Origin of the sequence: Rhodococcus sp. KB6 (assembly GCF_001445685.1) — a bacterium.
In the GTDB taxonomy this organism is placed as follows: domain Bacteria; phylum Actinomycetota; class Actinomycetes; order Mycobacteriales; family Mycobacteriaceae; genus Rhodococcus_F; species Rhodococcus_F qingshengii.
The window spans coordinates 21,354-38,430 of the sequence record NZ_LNAK01000154.1; the positions used below are offsets into that span (position 1 = coordinate 21,354).

Here is a 17,077-nt window from a genome sequence, read left to right on the forward strand (position 1 = left end):
ATGTCGACGAATGGCGAATCTCCATAGCGTTCTTCCCATGAAGAATCGACACTCGGTCCTCGCCCCGCCGGCTCCTGGTGCCACGGGAGCTCGAACATCTGCCGTGCGACTCGAAGGGGTCAGCAAGGTCTACGGCAACGGCCGCGGCGCCGTGACCGCCCTCGACAACGTCAGCCTCACTCTGCCGCGCAGCACCTTCACCGCAGTGATGGGCCCGTCCGGATCAGGTAAGAGCACTTTCCTGCACTGCGCCGCGGGCCTCGACCGACCGAGCAGCGGATCGGTGTGGCTGGGCGACACCGAAATTTCACAACTGAAGCCGAAGGCCCGCAGCATCTTCCGTCGCGATCACATCGGTTTCGTCTTCCAGGCCTACAACCTGCTCGGCGCTCTCGACGTCGAGCAGAACGTCACGCTCCCCCTACTCCTCGCCGGGCGACGAGCCGACAAGCAGTACCTGACCTTCGTCCTCGAATCCGTCGGACTCGGATCGCACCGCAAGCGCAAACCCTCCGAGTTGTCCGGCGGTCAGCAGCAACGCGTCGCCATCGCACGCGCCCTCGTCACCCACCCCGACGCACTCTTTGCCGACGAACCGACCGGCGCCCTCGACTCCCGCAGCGCCAAGCAGGTTCTGGAGTTGTTGCGCCGGACGGCTGCCGAGTTCGACCAGACCATCGTCATGGTCACGCACGACCCGGTGGCCGCGTCGTACGCCGATCGTGTGCTGTTCCTCGCCGACGGGAAACTTGTCGGGCACATCGACCGCCCGACCCCGCAGCAGATCGCCGAGCGCATGACACACCTCGGGGACTGGTGATGATGAAAGCGCACACCTTTGCGCACCTGAAAGCGCATCGCTCCGGTTTCGTCGCCGTGTTCGTCTCCGTATTCTGCGCAGCGCTCCTCACCTGCGGTCTGGGTGTGCTGCTGGAATCGGGAGTGCGAGGCGGTGTCTCACCACATCTCTACGCCGGTGCCGACGCCGTCGTGAGTGCACCACAGGCGCTCGAGGTCAAGGAAGACGCCGATCAGCCCTTTGCCGAGCGAGTTCTCCTCGACGGCGATACGGTCCGCAAGCTCGACACACTCGATGTCACGGTGGTTCCCGACATCTCCGTGCCGGTCAGCACGGCCGAGGGCGTCGTACTCGATGTACATCCTTGGAACACAGCACAATTGGCGCCGTACTCGCTCACCGAGGGGCGCGCTCCGCAGAGCCGCGACGAGGTGGTCTCGACCACGGGCGCCGCGCTCGGCGAGCGAATCACGCTGGCTCACGGCGCGGTAACGGACGAGTACACCGTCGTCGGCACAGCTGATTCGGCTTCGGTGCCGTCACCCGACCGTCCGGCACTCGTCTTCCTCGACGACGCAGAGGCCGAACGGTTGTGGCCGCACCAGAACGCTGTCACCGCAGTCGGATTGATCGCTCCCGAAGGCGTGGATGCTGCCGCTCTCGCCCGCGATGCACTCGCCGGAACCGGTGCGGAGGTCTCGACCGGCACTGCACGCGGAGGCATCGAATTCCTCGACGCCGGTGCTGCGCGGACGCAGTTGATCGTGCTCTGCGCGTCGTTTGCCGGTCTCGCGTTGATGGTCAGTATGTTCGTCGTTTCCAGCACGCTGTCGCTCTCGATCAACGCCAGGCGCCGAGAGTTCGCTCTGTTGCGGGCAATCGGGGCCACCACGCGGCAAGTGCACGTCATGATCGGACGTGAAGTGCTGCTCGTTGCTGCTGCGGCGGCAGCTCTCGGCGCGGTGCCCGGATACCTGCTCGCCCGAGTACTGGGCGCGCAGTTCGCCGACGCCGGGGTCATGCCCACCGATTTCGCGCTGGCCTACAGCCCGCTTCCGGCGATCGCAGCTTTCCTGATCTGCGTACTCACTGCCCGCGCGGCAGCGGCGATCGCGGCACGACGACCGGCGAAGCTCGACCCCGTCGAAGCGCTTCGCGAATCCGAAAGCGGCCCGGCGAAACTGAGCCGCGGACGCATCGTCACCGGGCTGATCTTCGGCGCCGCCGGCCTCAGCGCCTGCGTCCTCCCTGCTTTCCTGCCCGGCAGCGTGGCGGCCGCTGGAGCCGGTTCGAGCGCACTGTTGTTGATCTTCTCGGTCGCGCTGCTCGGCCCCTTGTTGGTGCGCGGCATCATCAAGGTGATCGGCGGTCCGCTGCGCCGCAGTGGGTCGGCGTCCAAAGTTCTCGCTGCCGCCAACGCCGAATCCAATTCGAGACGGCTCTCGTCGGCGGTTGTTCCGTTGGCTCTCGCAATCGCACTGGGCTCGGTGCAGTTCTTCAGCCAGAGCACCGTCGCCGCCGAGGCGACCAACCAGTCGATCAAGGGCGTCACCGCCGACCTGATCGTCGGCGCACCAGCCGGTATCGCTCCCTCGCTCCTCGAGTCGATCGCATCGGTGCCCGGAGTGAGTGCGGCAAACCCGGTGGTCCGCAGTCAAGTCCTCCCGGTACCCAGCGGAGAGGAAGGCGGCTCAGCCGACAGCGCGATCGCGGCCCAGGGCATCGACGCCGCCAGCGCCGACGCGACCCTCGATCTCGCGGTGACCGAGGGCGACCTCAGCGCTCTGACCGGCGATACCGTTGCCGTGAGCGAAGACGGCGCCTTCACACTCGGAGCCAAGGTAGGCCAGCGCGTCGACCTCTATCTGGGTGACGGAACACTGGTACATCCCATGGTCGTCGCAAAATATGGTCGCGGCCTCGGATTCGGGGACGTGACCATGCCGATCGAGACTTTGCGTCAGCACTCCACCGACGCTCTGATCGACACCGTTCTGGTTGCTGCCGAACCCGGACGGTCGGCCGAAGTCCAGCAGTCGTTGCGCTCGTTCCCCTCGATCGCCGCGATGAACCAGGACCAGTTCGGGGCCGCAGGCGAAGATCAGCGTCGCATGCAGTCGTGGGTCAGCATCCTCGCCGTCCTCGTCCTGCTCGGCTATCTCGCAGTCGCAGTCGTGAACACCCTGGTCGCCGCCACTGCCGAGCGTTCCCGCGAGTTCGCGCTCCTTCAACTGGTGGGCTCGCGGACGAGGCAGGTCCGAGCAATGATGCGCATCGAGTCGTTGATGGTGGTGGGAATCGCCGTCGTGGTCGGATCACTGATCGCCCTGCCGCCTCTGATGGGCATTGCCGTAGCGGTGTCCGGGCAGCCGATCCCGGCGATTTCACCGGCGATCTACGGTTCCATCGTCGCGGTGACCGCTGTTCTGGGATTTGTCTCCATCGCGATCCCGACGCGCGCCGCTCTACGCAAGAACCCGATGGACGGAGTGCGTAACCACTGAGTGGCACTACCGTCGTCATCTATGGATGCGGCGGCCTGGGACAAGAAGTACGAAGAAACCGAGCTCGTCTGGGGCGCTCCTCCCAACGAACTGCTGGTGGAATACGCGACGGCCCTCCCCCACGGCCAGGCACTGGACCTGGCGTGCGGCGAGGGCCGTAACGCGTTGTGGCTCGCGACCCGCGGTTGGGAGGTCACCGGCATCGACTACTCGGCCGTCGCGATCGAGAAAGCCCGCACGATCGCGGCCCGCTCACCCCGATCGGTTCTCGACCGGCTCGACTACCGATGCGGCGACGTCACCGTCGCGGATTACGCCTCGAGGAACGAGCAGGGATACGACTTGGCCCTGCTTCTTTACCTTCATCTGCCCGCACCACAACGCACCCTGGTTGTGAACCGTGCCATAAATTCTCTGAAACCTGACGGAATCCTCATGATTTTGGGTCACGACCGAAGCAACATCGACTACGGCGTCGGCGGGCCACAAGATCCCGAAATCCTTTACACACCAGAAGAATTGATGCAGGAGTTCCGCGGAAAGCTCGAGTTCGAGATCGCCGGAAATCCCCACAGGCACACCGAAACGGGAATCGCGGTCGACGCGCTTGTCATCGGACGCAAATCCGGTGTTGGCAATGCAAAGAACGGCTAGTAACATGTATTAAGTTACCGACGAGTAATAAACTTCGGGCGGTACTAGGAGTGCTGGACCGCACCACCTCACTGGGAGAAGCAGAAGACATGGGCCATTACAAGAGCAACGTTCGGGACCTGGAGTTCAACCTCTTCGAGGTTCTCGGACTGGAGAAGCCACTGAGCGAAGGCGCTTGGGGCGACCTGGATGCCGACACTGTCCGCAACATGCTGGCAGAGGTCGCACGCCTGGCCGAGGGACCGCTTGGCGAATCTTTCGCCGATGCGGACCGCAACCCCCCTGTCTTCGATCCCGAGACGCACACCGTTGCACTTCCGGAATCCTTCAAGAAGTCGTTCAAGGCTCTGTGGGACGCCGAGTGGTACCGCATGGGATTGAGCGAAGAGGTCGGCGGCGTGCCGGTTCCCCGCTCCGTCGTGTGGGCCATCGGTGAGCTGATCCTGGGCGCACAGCCTGCAGCGCACATGTACCAGGCCGGACCCGCCTTCGCGGACGTGCTGTTCAACAACGGCACCGAAGAGCAGAAGAAGTGGGCAGCCACCATCGTCGAACGCGGATGGGGCGCCACGATGGTCCTCACCGAGCCCGACGCCGGCTCCGACGTCGGTGCCGGACGCACCAAGGCGATCAAGCAGGACGACGGCTCCTGGCACATCGAGGGCGTCAAGCGCTTCATCACCTCGGCCGACTCGGACGACCTGTTCGAGAACATCTTCCACCTCGTTCTCGCTCGCCCCGAAGGCGCCGGACCGGGCACCAAGGGCCTGAGCCTGTTCTTCGTCCCGAAGACGCACTTCAACTTCGAGACCGAAGAGTTCGGCGAGCGTAACGGTGTCTTCGTCACCAACGTCGAGCACAAGATGGGCCTGAAGGTCTCCGCCACGTGTGAGGTCACCTTCGGCGGACACGGCATCCCCGCACAGGGCTGGCTGGTCGGCGAGGTCCACAACGGCATCGCCCAGATGTTCGACGTCATCGAGCACGCTCGAATGATGGTCGGCACCAAGGCAATCGCCACCCTCTCCACCGGTTACCTCAACGCTCTCGATTACGCCAAGCAGCGTGTGCAGGGCGCAGACCTGACCCAGATGACCAACAAGGCAGCACCGCGCGTGACCATCACGCACCACCCCGACGTGCGTCGTAGCCTGGCAATGCAGAAGGCATACGCCGAGGGCCTGCGCGCGGTGTACCTCTACACCGCAGCACACCAGGACGAGGTTGTCGCCCAGCTCGTCTCGGGCGCAGACAAGGACACCGCGTTCCGCGTCAACGACCTGCTGCTCCCGATCGTCAAGGGCGTCGGCTCCGAGCGTGCGTACCAGTACCTGACGGACAGCCTGCAGACCCTCGGTGGCTCCGGCTTCCTGCAGGACTACCCGATCGAGCAGTACATCCGCGACTCCAAGATCGACTCGCTGTACGAAGGCACGACGGCCATCCAGGCTCAGGACTTCTTCTTCCGCAAGATCGCTCGTGACCGCGGCGTCGCGCTCGCTCACGTTGCGGGACAGATCAAGACCTTCATCGACAGCGAAGCCGGCAACGGTCGTCTGAAGGCGGAGCGCGCACTGCTCGCCACCGCACTCGAAGACGTCCAGGCCATGGCTGCCACGCTCACCGGCTTCCTCATGGGAGCTCAGGAGCAGCCCACCGAGCTGTACAAGGTCGGCCTCGGCTCCGTCCGCTTCCTGATGTCCGTCGGCGACCTGCTCATCGGCTGGCAGCTGCTCCGCCAGTCCGAGATTGCTCTCGCAGCACTCGACAACGGCGCTTCCGACAAGGACAAGGGCTTCTACGAGGGCAAGGTCGCCATCGCGTCCTTCTTCGCCAAGAACGTCCTGCCCGAGCTCACCGCTTCACGCGAGATCATCGCGAACACCGAGAACGACATCATGGAGATCGACGAAGCAGCATTCTGATTCGTTCCTGATTCATGAAAAGTGCCGGTCCCGAGAACGTTTCGGGGCCGGCATTTTCGGTTGTCGGCACTCGGTGGTGACTGGTGTCATCTGCGCTCGATGGTCGGGCAACTGATCTGCGCGGACAGTACCGACGTCGTCGGTTGCTCGCCCGGTCGTGCCGCCGTACCCGCCAGGGAAAGCGCCACGCGCCTGCGGTCCGGAGAACTGACTATTTCGACGGACTTGTCGTCGCCACCGCCGAAGGACACGAACTGTCCGCTCTGATCCGAGAACTTCATGATCGCGGACCCGTGCTGACCTGGTTCGGGTTTCTCGTTCACGTAGACCTGCAACTGGAAATCACGTCCCGGATATTCGCCGCCGCCGTCGTACTCGTAGAAGGAACTCGTGTGCACCTCGTAGGCCCACTGACGGTGACCGGCGGGCAGCGAATCCGCCCAGTTGTGCTCGAAACACGTGACGGATCCAGGCAGCGAGACATTGGCTGCGCCGCTCCACCCACCGGACAGGGTGATGGCTCCGTATGGCGCTGCTTCGGACTCGTGCCGATCGGAGGGCAAGGGCGGCACCGTCAAGGGTCCGACATTGCGACCGGTGAACTCGAAAAGCCTTTCGCTCGACACGAACGGGGGCGACTCGCGCTCACCGGCACAGGAGACAACCGACAGGGTGGCCATGACCAGCACCGCGCACATCCCGCGTCTACGAACCGGCACCTCGACTCCCCCGTTCCGTTTCCAACAGAATACATACCGTTCGGTCTCCAAGTTGCCGGACGTGTCCGACACATCCCATTCATGGGACAGCTCGCCCGCTACCGATGTGATTGGGTGAGCACGAACGTCCACTGAACCAGCACTCGGTTCTTTCGAAGGCCGAGTAGATCAACAGACAGGTGATCATCGTGGTCGCACCAGAGCACGCACAACCCGATTACGCCCCTGACCTGGCATTGACCGCCACGGACTTGGCGCTCGACGGCCCATGGGGGCCGGTGTTCGGACCCGTCAATCTCGAGATTCGTGCGGGCGGTGTGACCATCCTCGAAGGCTCGGCCGGTTCAGGACGTACGTCCTTACTTCTGACACTCAGCGGGCGAATGAAAGCCAGTTCCGGATCACTGTCCGTCTTCGGTCGAACGCGTCCCCGAGAGATCTTCGAGATCGCCGGGATCGCCGGGTTCGAGGACATCGACGAGCTTGCCGAGTCCGTCACCGTCCGCGATCTGATCACCGAACAAATTCGCTGGGATGCTCCCTGGTACAAACTCGTCGGACGCGCCGGAGACCGCGAACTCGAAGCGGTGTGCGCTCCCGTCTTCGGCGATCATCCGTTGCCTGCGCTCGGCCGATACGTCAGCGATCTCGGGGAACTCGAGGCGACCCTGCTGCGTATCGCCGTCGCGAACACGAAGAAGCCGGCCTTGCTGGTCGTCGACGATCTCGAACAGGTGCGGCGTGACTCCGAGCGCGCATATCTCGTCGAGCGACTGGTCGAGATGGGGAGCTACCAGACCATCATCGCGTCGACCGTCAACCCGCTGCCCGACGGATCACCCATCGATGCCGTCACCCTGCTCCAAGAAGTCACCAATCCCGACCAAGAAGGGGCGAGGTAACCGCGATGCTCGCTGGAATGTCTCTCGGAACCGAACTCAAGCGGTTCTCCCGCGGCGCGATGCCCAGGATCGCACTCGTCACCATCATCTTGATGCCACTGCTGTACGGCGCGATGTACCTGTGGGCCTTCTGGAATCCGTTCGGTGAGGTCAACAAGGTCCCCGTCGCGCTGGTCAACACAGACCGCGGTGCGATGGTGCAGGGTCAGGAACTCAACGCGGGCGACGAGGTAAGCCAAGCGCTGCTCGATTCCGGTGAGCTCGATCTCCACCTGGTCTCACAGCAGGAAGCCGCTCAGGGAGTCTCGGACGGCACGTACTACTTCTCTCTCACCTTGCCTGAGAATTTCAGCGAGGCCGTGGCCTCCCCGACGACCAAGGACCCCCACAAAGCTCAGTTGCAGTTCACCTTCAACGACGTCAACAACTACCTCGGCACCATCATCGGCCAAAACGCCGCCCAGCAGGTCCTCAGTCAAGTCAGCGACAAGATCGGCGCGCAGTCCGTCGAGACGGTCCTGGTCGGATTGACCGACGCGGGTGCAGGTTTGAAGCAGGCCGCCGACGGAGCACTCCAGCTCTCGGCCGGAGTGAACACTGCCAACGCCGGAGCCGGCGAATTGGCGTCGGGCTCGAAAACGCTGGCCGACAACATGGTTACCGCACGTGACGGCGCAGCCACTCTTGCCGGCGGTACAGCGCAACTCTCGACCGGTATCAATACCGCCACGGACGGTGTCCTCGCACTGACCGACGGTTTGGGGCAGCTCGATCTCGGGGCCGTCCAACTGGGCGACGGCGCAAGCCAACTCAGTGGTGGCGTCACCCAGGTCGTCGACCAGCTGAGCGTACTCGGGAACACACAAGCAGACGTCGCACAGCTGGTCGGTCAGGCAGTGGCCAGCCTTCGACTGAACCCGGATCCCGTCAGCCAACAGATCGCCAACGCCCTCGCGCCTGCCCAGGACATGCTGCGCACTCAGGGCTTCGGCGAAGCGACCATGGGTCAACTGGGCGAACTCAAGAGCGGCGCACAACAACTCGCTTACCAACTCGACGATCCCTCGAGCACCTTCCGCGCCGGGCTCAGCGCCGCGGCCAACGGCGGCGGTGAACTCCGCAACGGCCTGGTACAGCTGCGTGACGGCGGTCAGCAAGTCAACGACGGCGCTCAAACCCTCAGTAGTGGACTGGTTCAACTCACCGACGGCAGCGTTCAACTCTCCGATGGTGCAGCCAAACTCGCAGACGGCACCGAGCAACTCCGTGCCGGGTCTGCCGAACTCGCAACCAAACTCACCGAGGGCGCCGGCCAGGTTCCCAGTTGGACCGATCAGCAGCGAACAGCAACCGCTCAAACCCTCTCCAGTCCGGTCGAGCTGCAGGAGACCTACGAGAACCGGGCAAGCACCTTCGGTACCGGTTTTGCTCCGTTCTTCCTGCCCCTCGCACTGTTCGTGGGCGGCATCATCACCTGGATGCTGCTCAAGCCGCTCCAGAACCGGCCTATCGCAAACGGACTCGGCGCGCTGCGAGTGGTCCTCGCCTCGTACTGGCCGGCCTTGCTCATCGGCATCTGCCAGGTGATCGTGATGTACCTGGTCGTGCACTTCGCCGTTGGCCTGCACCCCACGCACGCCCTCGGCACCGTCGGATTCCTGATGCTCATCACTGCCACGTATATGGCGTTGATCCAGGCGTTCAACGCCATCTTCGGAGTCTCCGTCGGACGCGTGATCACCCTGGCGTTCCTGATGCTGCAACTGGTTTCGGCCGGCGGCATCTATCCCGTGGAAACCACCGCGAAACCGTTCCAGATCATCCACCCGTTCGACCCCATGACCTACGCGGTGAACGGGCTTCGACAACTCACCGTCGGCGGCATCGACTCGAGGCTGTGGGTCTCGATCGCCGTCCTCGGCGGCCTTCTCGTCGCCTCACTCGGGGCCAGTTCACTTGCTGCACGCCGAAATCGGCAATGGACCATGGACAGGCTGCATCCGCCGATCGAAGTCTAGGTCAGGGTCTCCGGCCAAGGCTCCACGGTCAGCGCAGGCCATTCCCTGCGCCACCGTGCTGCCTTGGCCTCGTAAACCTCTCGCGGCGCCAGCACCGGGAGGGGCGGACGATCATGTTTTGAAGCTGCCTCGCACGTGATGCAGACCCTGCCAGGAACCTTTACGACAGGGTCTGCATTCGGCTATCTCAGATATCGTCGGAGCTGCCGATCAGCTCACGTCGAATATTCTATTTCGCGCTCATCGATCGAGGCTTGCCCACCCGCCGCCTTCCATTGATGCGGTCCACAACCCGACCAACGTCAGCCCGTAAAACGCTAGCGTGTTCTTGACACTTCCGGTCCAGAAATCAGACGACATGAGTTCACCCTTCTTTACGAGAGTCCGACAAGGAATTGTTGAAGCGGAAACCTAAGGGCGTAGAACGTCATGGTTGCAAGTTCAGCCAGGTCCGTGCTCATTGCGTTGAGCGACATCTAGTTTCTCCTCAGATTGAACAGGGTCACCGGGGGTAACCGAATGACAGTTGGAGCGGGATATCCATCAGATATGTAAATAACATCGGAAGCATCTGTTCTACGGTCTGCCCCAGCGACGCGGTACCTTGCTGCACGGATCCCATCAGCCCTCTCCTCCACTCGCGGACATGTCGAGCGAGATGGCGTTCAATCCATCAAGCCCGTCGCCTAACGATGTTGCAAAGGACGGGATAAATGCCCGCAGGAGGGCCATGAACTGACCTAACATTTGTTACTCCGTTTCCAGTAGGTAATTGCTCTGACTGTGGCGCGGGGCCAGGTCGGTTTATCCGGCACAACAGTGGTTGCCAAGCGAGGTTTTGGGGAAGCCCGCAACTCCTCGTGGTGCCGACAACTGTACCCAAAATTTGCAAATTAGGAACTCGTTCTAGGAATTTTTCTTGCCATAGATGGAATTCATTTAGTTAGCACTAAAGTCCTAGTACTATAGTTCGGTTCATTAAATCTTTAGGACTAGAAATTTTGCACCGAAAGCGAGATGGAACCGCTTGCAGGATCAGAAAGCCACCCGAATCACGGATTCAGGTCGCGCAGCCAACTTCCCGATCACGGCTTCACGAACACTATTCGGTGGCACAAGAATTGATTGCGAGCCAACCTTACGGCGATTGCCCATAAGCCATGACTTCGAGACGATACCGATGCCGTCCAATCCGTGCCGGACGACCGAATTACATCGAGCAGGCTGCGAGACAAAGCCGCAGAGACAGGCCTGCATTCGTCACAGCCGAAGCAGCATTCGCCATCTCCCTGGCGACACCCGCGCCCATTGTCACAATTGCCGAAACACACACCCGAACTCGCAACACGGCGTCATACGGCGAACGGGTTGGAGCACGGAGACCCGCACTCCAACCCGTCCAGGTTCTTACGATCAACCTTGCAGCCGATCGACTTACTGGTAGTAGAAGTTCACCTTCGAGGCCCTATCCGAAAAGATGAACGCATTGCCATGGAGGAGGAACTCCCCTGCATCGATGACGGCGTCCGCCCCGCCGCCCGACCACTGCCCTGTGCGAGTTGTTGTGCCGTCCAACACGGTCGGAGTGTCGGTGGACATCCTGACCTCACCACCGCTCGTCACGGTGCTAGCCATCGCCGAGTCACCCTGCATGCACCATCCACCCGCGGCATTCGTTGTGGCGGTGAAGGTCGTGATCGGAGTCGTGCTGGAGGATGAGCTGTATAGCTTGCCAGTGACCTGGGCGCCCACTACCGCTTTGGCACCAGAAGGCACGCCCGCCACGTGGGCGTCCGGGCCGACGTAGAAATTGCCACATACCTGATACGCAGAGGATGCGGAAAGAGTTACGGCGGAGCCAGCAGCGCCGACGGTGGCAGCGGATGCAATACCGGTTCCGGCGAGCACCATCGCACCGGCTGCGGTACCGAGCAGGACACCTCTGACGGAATTCTTGGCAGTCAACTTCACGAGTTCTTCCTTCGGTTGAATTGATAGACCCCAGGCGTTCAATTCATAGGCGAGAGCGCGGAGTCCTTAACGCTCCAACCCGATCTGTTCTGACCATCTCTTATCACCAACCGACCTGCTATCTTCGGGGCTATCGCCAACTTCGCATTTATGGCCCTGCTCGCAGGGCTACAGCTTTCCCTAAAAGGGAATGCCCTGGTGAGAGCTCGCATTGAACAGGACCCGAAGCTCTGGTGACGTGAGTCACTGTACTCACATTTTGTCCATCCGGGAACAGGTTCTAGAAATTTTTCTTCCAACCTCGATATTTTTCTCAATGAAATTTCGAGCATCGAATGCAAAGCGCTTAAACCGACAATCCAAATAGTCGAGAAGTTTGAAAAGCCACGACAGTCGTCGAGCAGAAAATATTCCGATATATCGCACGTTGCACGAAAAGTCACATAGACAAACCACACTTTCACCGTAGAATGTTCATTTGTTAGTGATGATTGCTATTCACATGGGAGAAACCTTATTAGCACTAAAGAATTAGACGTAAAGCATTAGAAACAATCCACCAAATATCGGAAGAGATTTTCACCATGAGGGGACCCAGACAATCATGGATGAACGTCGCAGCACACTGAAAGTTCGTGAAATTAGCGCAGACGATTCCGAAAGGCGCAAGGTCTTGCGGGGGTTCAACTACCAGAACTACAGCTGGATGCGTTGAATCCGGCCGGTTGTCTCCATGCACGGACGGACGAGACAGCAGGGTCGACACGGATCGGCCACAGTTCGTGGCCGTGGCGGACGCACTGCGACCAGGGAAGACACGCCTCTCACGCCGAAATCGGCAATGGACCATGGACAGGCTGCATCCGCCGATCGAAGTCTAGGTCAGGGTCTCCGGCCAAGGCTCCACGGTCAGCGCAGGCCATTCCCTGCGCCACCGTGCCGCCTTGGCCTCGTAAACCTCTCTCGGCGCCAGTACCGGATTGGGGCGGACGATCATGTCGAAAAGGTCGTCGTATCCATGCGGGGCATACACGTCGACGGTGCCGTCTGATCCCTTGGTGATCCCGAAACAGCAAGTTGTGGAAGCGAAGTGGTCGATAGCGTCGCGGCAACTGGTGAACGGAACGCCGGGAATCCCGAAATGCTGCTCGTACCACAGGTGCACGCGGGCTTCGTTGCGTACTTCGACATCGGCATCCACATCGGCGAACAGTTCTGCCGCCGAACGAATCACACGGTCCTCCGCGTCGTAGCTCAGATCGCCGGCGTCGAAATAGAAGAGGTCGTAGTCCTTGATCCCGGCGCCGAGGTCACGGCCGTCGATGTGATTCCAGACGGTTTGGAAGAGCCCACCCGCCGTCAGGTACCACTCCGGCAATCCCAGCTTCGGCGCACGATCCACGATCGTTGCGACCACCGGATTGGCCAGGGCGATCTCGAGAAATCGTTCACGCATGCTCTTCAGCCTCTCATATGACAAGCAAACTTGACATCTAGTGACAAGTATTCTTTACTTTTTGCATGACTGGAAAGGCTGGCGACAACAACGTGCGGGAGCACCGACGCCTCGCCGGCCTCACCCAGGCGCAACTGGCCACGGCAGGTCAGGTGAGCAGACAGAGCATCGTCTCCGTCGAACGCGGCGACTATGCACCGAGTGTCTACCTGGCACTTCGCCTGGCCCTGGCGCTGGGGACCACCGTCGAAGCGCTCTTCCCCTTACCCGAATCGGAACTCACCACAGAAATTCCAGAGGAGACGGCATGAGCACCATGATGAAGGCAATGCGGTTCGTCGGAGATCTGGACGACGACTTCTACAAGGACGAGCGTCAGCGCGACGTCTGGAACGAAGCCTCGGCGGTGGGACTCCAGAGTGTCTTCTGGGCAATATTCGTCAGCTCGGCGATTCTGCCCTGGGTCGCCGGCCGAACAGGGGCGTGGATCTCGCTCGCCCTGCTGATCGTTGCGTTGTTCGGCTCGTTGATCACGATCATCTATGCACTTCGGTGCGACGTCGATGTCTACGTATTGTCCACCTACGGCCGCCCTCGCGTGGTGATCAGCATCGCGCTCTACCTCGTGGCCGCTGTCGGAATCATGGCCCGTCTCGAATTCGATTCGTACGAAGAATCGTCAACCTGGGTCGGCGCGCTGGTAGGCGCCATCATCGGCGGTGGCATCGCAATCGCGGCAGTCAAGCTTCACCAGCAGCGAGCCAAGCGACGCGAAGCGGCCGAAGAACTTCTCTGAATTCCGGAAGTCTGCCCAGCACAACGGAATCCATAGAGTTGGTAAAATCGTGCCAGGTCAACCGATCGCGAGTAACGTCGAAACGGTGAGCACTCGCCTCGGATACCAGATGCCCAACTTCAGCTACGGCGGTCCGGTCAAGGACCTCTTCCCCACCGTCATAGCGCAGGCCCGCGAAGCCGAAGCCGCAGGCTTCGACACTGCATTCGTGATGGATCACTTCTACCAACTCCCCGGAATCGGAGCGCCGGACGCCCCGATGCTCGAGGCCTACTCGGCGCTCTCCGCGCTGGCGACGGCCACCGAGACCATCCAGTTGTCTGCACTGGTCACGGGAAACACCTACCGCAATCCGCCCATGCTCGCCAAGACCGTCACCACCCTCGACGTGGTGAGCGGCGGTCGGGCCATCCTGGGCATCGGCGCCGGTTGGTTCGAACTCGAACACAATTCGTTCGGATACGAGTTCGGAACGTTCACCGAGCGCTTCCAGAAACTCGACGAAGCACTGCAGATCATCGCGCCGATGCTCCGCGGTGATCGCCCCACCTTCGACGGCAAGTGGTACCACGTCAAGGACGCCATCAACGAGCCTCGCGTCCGCGACGACCTGCCGATCCTGCTCGGCGGTGGCGGTGAGAAAAAGACGTTCGGCCTCGCCGCTCGCTTCGCGGATCACCTCAACATCATCTGCGACCCGTCGGAACTGCCGCGCAAGATGGAAGCACTTGCGGCACGCTGCGACGAAGCCGGTCGCGATCCCGCAACCCTCGAGACCAGCTTCCTCACGTTCATGATGATCGACGAGGACGGCGACAAGGCTCGCGCCCATCAGCGAACGTTTCTCGCGGAGCGTGGCCTCGACATCACCACGGCGCCGGAAGACGTGGTCGCCAAGGCCACCGAACGCCATTTCGTCGGCAGCCCGGACGACGTCGCCGAGCAGGTTCAGACGCGCATCCTCGACCACGGCATCGACGGCGTCGTGATCAACCTGATCACCAACGGCGAAGAGCCAGGCATCGTCGACCTCGCGGGCCGCACCCTCGGCCCACTCGTCGGCAAGTAGTTCCCTACTCGCACTTCACGATCGGCACCGGGTCGTACTTGACGGTCCGGGTGTTCGAGGAAATCTCGGCGCCACTCGCGTGGTCGGTGATCACGCGAGTGTCGCTGACCGTGAACCCGGGCGCACCGCTCGAAGCCACACAGCCAGGCCCCTCCGGCAAGGTCACGGTGTTCGGCGACGTCGGCGACGTCCGCGGGCCGGTCGTCGACGTGACATCGACAGTTTTGGTTCCCCAGATCCGAACGGTGATGTTCGACGACGTCGCAATCGTCTCGATCATCACGCCGGTCTTCGCCGGATTACGGAACTGCAGGTCGATCGCACCATCGAAGATGGTCGCCTCACGAGCCTCGGGGTACCGCGAGATGTAGTAACTGTGCTCGGTGTGCGCGACGTCGTCCATACCTGCGAAATACGTCGCGTTGTAGAGCGTCGTCGCGAGCTGGCTGATACCGCCGCCGACAGCCTTGTCCGGGCGACCGTTGTTGATGATCCCCGACTCGATGTATCCCTGCGCCGCACCGCGCGGGCCCGTGTACTCGTTGAGCGAGAACGTATCCCCGGGCTTGATCACGGCCCCGTCGATCTCCGACGCGGCCAGGCCGATGTTCACACCAGACGCGTATTCGAAACCACCGGTAGTGAATTCGCCGATCACCTCGTTGATGCCGAGGGCCTCCGCGGCTTCGGTGGTCAACGCCGGCGGGACCGGTCCGTAAACGGCGGGCGTTGCCCGAGAAGCCGTGCTGCCCAACAGAACCGGAAGTTCCTTGACCGTGTCCGGCCAGTTGATCAGATCACCGACGACACCGGGCACAACCGACGGTTTGCCACCGGCGAAGGTGAACGACGCGTCCTTGGGTTGTACTTCCGTCGACGCCAACTGCGGAGTCAGAATCTTGATCGCAGCATCCGTGTTGTACTGCGGAGTCAGCCCACCCGAGCCGTCGGGTGTGAAGGTCAGAACCTCGCCGATCTGATCGACGCCGAGTGTCGCGACCTTGCCGTCACGGCCGTTGACCACGACGTCACCCGAGACAGCTGGAATAGCGATCTCCTGCAGCGCACGATCGACACCGGCCTGAGTGACCGTCACCGGAACCTCGTCGACCGGAAGATCGACGACGCCACCATCGGACCATTCAGCGGCGAAGGTCGAACCCGCCTGCTGCGTTTCGAGCGCCTGACCGGCAGCGGGCGAAACACCAGTCGCCTTCCCGTTCTCGAACACGACTGCACCTTCGACGGGCGCACGATCGCTGTTCGCCGCGAGCTGCGCCATCGACGCATCCAACGCACCCTGGTCGATTGCCGACACCACGGGCACCTCGCGGGAGCCGAAGAACGACGTGATGCGGGTGATCGGGTTGATGGGCTGAGCGTTCACGCCCGACAGCGTCGCCGACCAGTCGACGTCCACACCCGCAGACGCGGGAACGATCTCGGAGTCGACGCCGCCTGCATGTACCGCTACCGGTTCGACGAGCCTCGGGCCGAGTTGGGCGCGCAGCGTGGCTTCCGCGTCGGCGGGCGTGAGATCACCGATGTCCACCCCGGCGACCTGAGTGCCGCGTGGTGTCTTCCCGGACGAGGTGAAGATGTCCACTCCGTAGGCAATCGCTGCGACGGCAAAGATGGCGCCGACTGCTATCGCCGGTTTGACCCACTTGCGGGAAGACTGCGAAGCGGGCACCACCGGTTGTTGTGGCGCCGGGGGTGCAACTACCTCTGGTTCTCGGACAACAGGCTCGTACTGCTGCTGGATGGGTTCGAGTTGCTGGGTGTCGTACTGCTGCACGAACTCGGGACGCGGCGGCTTCGGGGGAACCACCACTGCCGGGGGCTCGAACTGCTCTGTCTGCTCGTCGATGGCTTCTGTCGCCGGAACCTCGTCGACTACTTCCGACGGCGGTGCGTCCTCCGCTGGGACGACAGGGATGACGGTGGTGACCTCGTTTGCCGATTCGTCGACTGTCGCTTCCGTGGAATCGCTTGCTTCTTCGTCGACAGGCCTTGGTGCTTCGGCTGGTTCAGGTTCTACTGATTCAGCCTCGACAACGGCCTCGGTGTCCTCAGGGGCCTCGGGTTCCTCGACCGACTGGGGTTCCTCGACCGACTGGGTTTCCTCGACCGACTGGGTTTCCTCGACCGACTCGGTCTCTTCGACCGCCTGAGGTTCCTCGACCGACTCGAGTTCCTGTTCTGGGAGGGACGAGTCCTCGCTGTTCGTCTTCTCGACGGACGGGCCCTCTTCGTCACTCACC

13 protein-coding genes are annotated in these 17,077 nt (G+C 62.0%); 9 read left to right on the forward strand and 4 right to left on the reverse strand.

What is annotated here, in order from left to right; translation table 11 throughout:
• Nucleotides 1–37: 37 nt before the first annotated feature.
• From ASU23_RS27600 to ASU23_RS27615, 4 genes are all read left to right on the forward strand, one after another.
• Complete coding sequence (locus tag ASU23_RS27600) at nucleotides 38–820, forward strand: ABC transporter ATP-binding protein (RefSeq protein ID WP_051649487.1); 783 nt, start codon at nucleotides 38–40, stop codon at nucleotides 818–820.
• Nucleotides 820–3,303, forward strand: a complete 2,484-nt coding sequence (locus ASU23_RS27605) for an FtsX-like permease family protein (RefSeq protein WP_058039136.1) — start codon at nucleotides 820–822, stop codon at nucleotides 3,301–3,303. The genes ASU23_RS27600 and ASU23_RS27605 overlap by 1 nt, the downstream gene beginning before the upstream one ends.
• Nucleotides 3,304–3,324: 21 nt before the next feature.
• A complete protein-coding gene (locus ASU23_RS27610; RefSeq protein ID WP_058039137.1) occupies nucleotides 3,325–3,957 on the forward strand; it encodes a bifunctional 2-polyprenyl-6-hydroxyphenol methylase/3-demethylubiquinol 3-O-methyltransferase UbiG in 633 nt (210 codons plus the stop codon).
• 89 nt (nucleotides 3,958–4,046) lie between these two features.
• Nucleotides 4,047–5,882, forward strand: a complete 1,836-nt coding sequence (locus tag ASU23_RS27615) for an acyl-CoA dehydrogenase (protein ID WP_007734578.1) — start codon at nucleotides 4,047–4,049, stop codon at nucleotides 5,880–5,882.
• Between the two features lie 86 nt (nucleotides 5,883–5,968).
• Here ASU23_RS27615 and ASU23_RS27620 read toward each other — a convergent pair whose 3' ends face one another.
• Entirely contained in the window at nucleotides 5,969–6,601 is a 633-nt protein-coding gene (locus ASU23_RS27620; RefSeq protein ID WP_223304492.1) for a hypothetical protein, read from the reverse strand.
• Nucleotides 6,602–6,780: 179 nt separating this feature from the next.
• On the opposite strand from ASU23_RS27620, the gene ASU23_RS27625 reads away from it, so the two are divergent.
• Entirely contained in the window at nucleotides 6,781–7,503 is a 723-nt protein-coding gene (locus tag ASU23_RS27625) for an ATP-binding cassette domain-containing protein (protein WP_054826521.1), read from the forward strand.
• Between the two features lie 5 nt (nucleotides 7,504–7,508).
• A complete protein-coding gene (locus ASU23_RS27630) occupies nucleotides 7,509–9,521 on the forward strand; it encodes a YhgE/Pip domain-containing protein (protein ID WP_058039138.1) in 2,013 nt (670 codons plus the stop codon).
• 1,434 nt (nucleotides 9,522–10,955) lie between these two features.
• On the opposite strand, the gene ASU23_RS27635 is transcribed toward ASU23_RS27630, so the two are convergent.
• Nucleotides 10,956–11,492, reverse strand: coding sequence for a hypothetical protein (locus ASU23_RS27635; protein ID WP_054781872.1), 537 nt, complete (start codon nucleotides 11,490–11,492; stop codon nucleotides 10,956–10,958).
• Nucleotides 11,493–12,369: 877 nt separating this feature from the next.
• Nucleotides 12,370–12,948, reverse strand: a complete 579-nt coding sequence (locus ASU23_RS27640) for a nucleotidyltransferase family protein (protein WP_054781871.1) — start codon at nucleotides 12,946–12,948, stop codon at nucleotides 12,370–12,372.
• A 65-nt stretch (nucleotides 12,949–13,013) separates the two neighbouring features.
• Between ASU23_RS27640 and ASU23_RS27645 the strand changes: the two genes are divergently transcribed.
• From ASU23_RS27645 to ASU23_RS27655, 3 genes are all read left to right on the forward strand, one after another.
• Complete coding sequence (locus ASU23_RS27645) at nucleotides 13,014–13,259, forward strand: helix-turn-helix transcriptional regulator (RefSeq protein WP_007734566.1); 246 nt, start codon at nucleotides 13,014–13,016, stop codon at nucleotides 13,257–13,259.
• The gene (locus ASU23_RS27650; protein ID WP_058039139.1) at nucleotides 13,256–13,744 is read left to right on the forward strand and encodes a hypothetical protein; all 489 of its coding nucleotides are present in this window, start codon (nucleotides 13,256–13,258) and stop codon (nucleotides 13,742–13,744) included. Before ASU23_RS27645 ends, ASU23_RS27650 begins: the two co-directional genes overlap by 4 nt.
• Before the next feature lie 85 nt (nucleotides 13,745–13,829).
• Complete coding sequence (locus tag ASU23_RS27655) at nucleotides 13,830–14,813, forward strand: LLM class F420-dependent oxidoreductase (protein ID WP_007734562.1); 984 nt, start codon at nucleotides 13,830–13,832, stop codon at nucleotides 14,811–14,813.
• A 4-nt stretch (nucleotides 14,814–14,817) separates the two neighbouring features.
• Here the strand turns inward: ASU23_RS27655 and ASU23_RS27660 are convergent, their stop codons facing one another.
• Entirely contained in the window at nucleotides 14,818–17,076 is a 2,259-nt protein-coding gene (locus ASU23_RS27660) for a VanW family protein (RefSeq protein WP_058039140.1), read from the reverse strand.
• Nucleotide 17,077 lies beyond the last annotated feature (1 nt).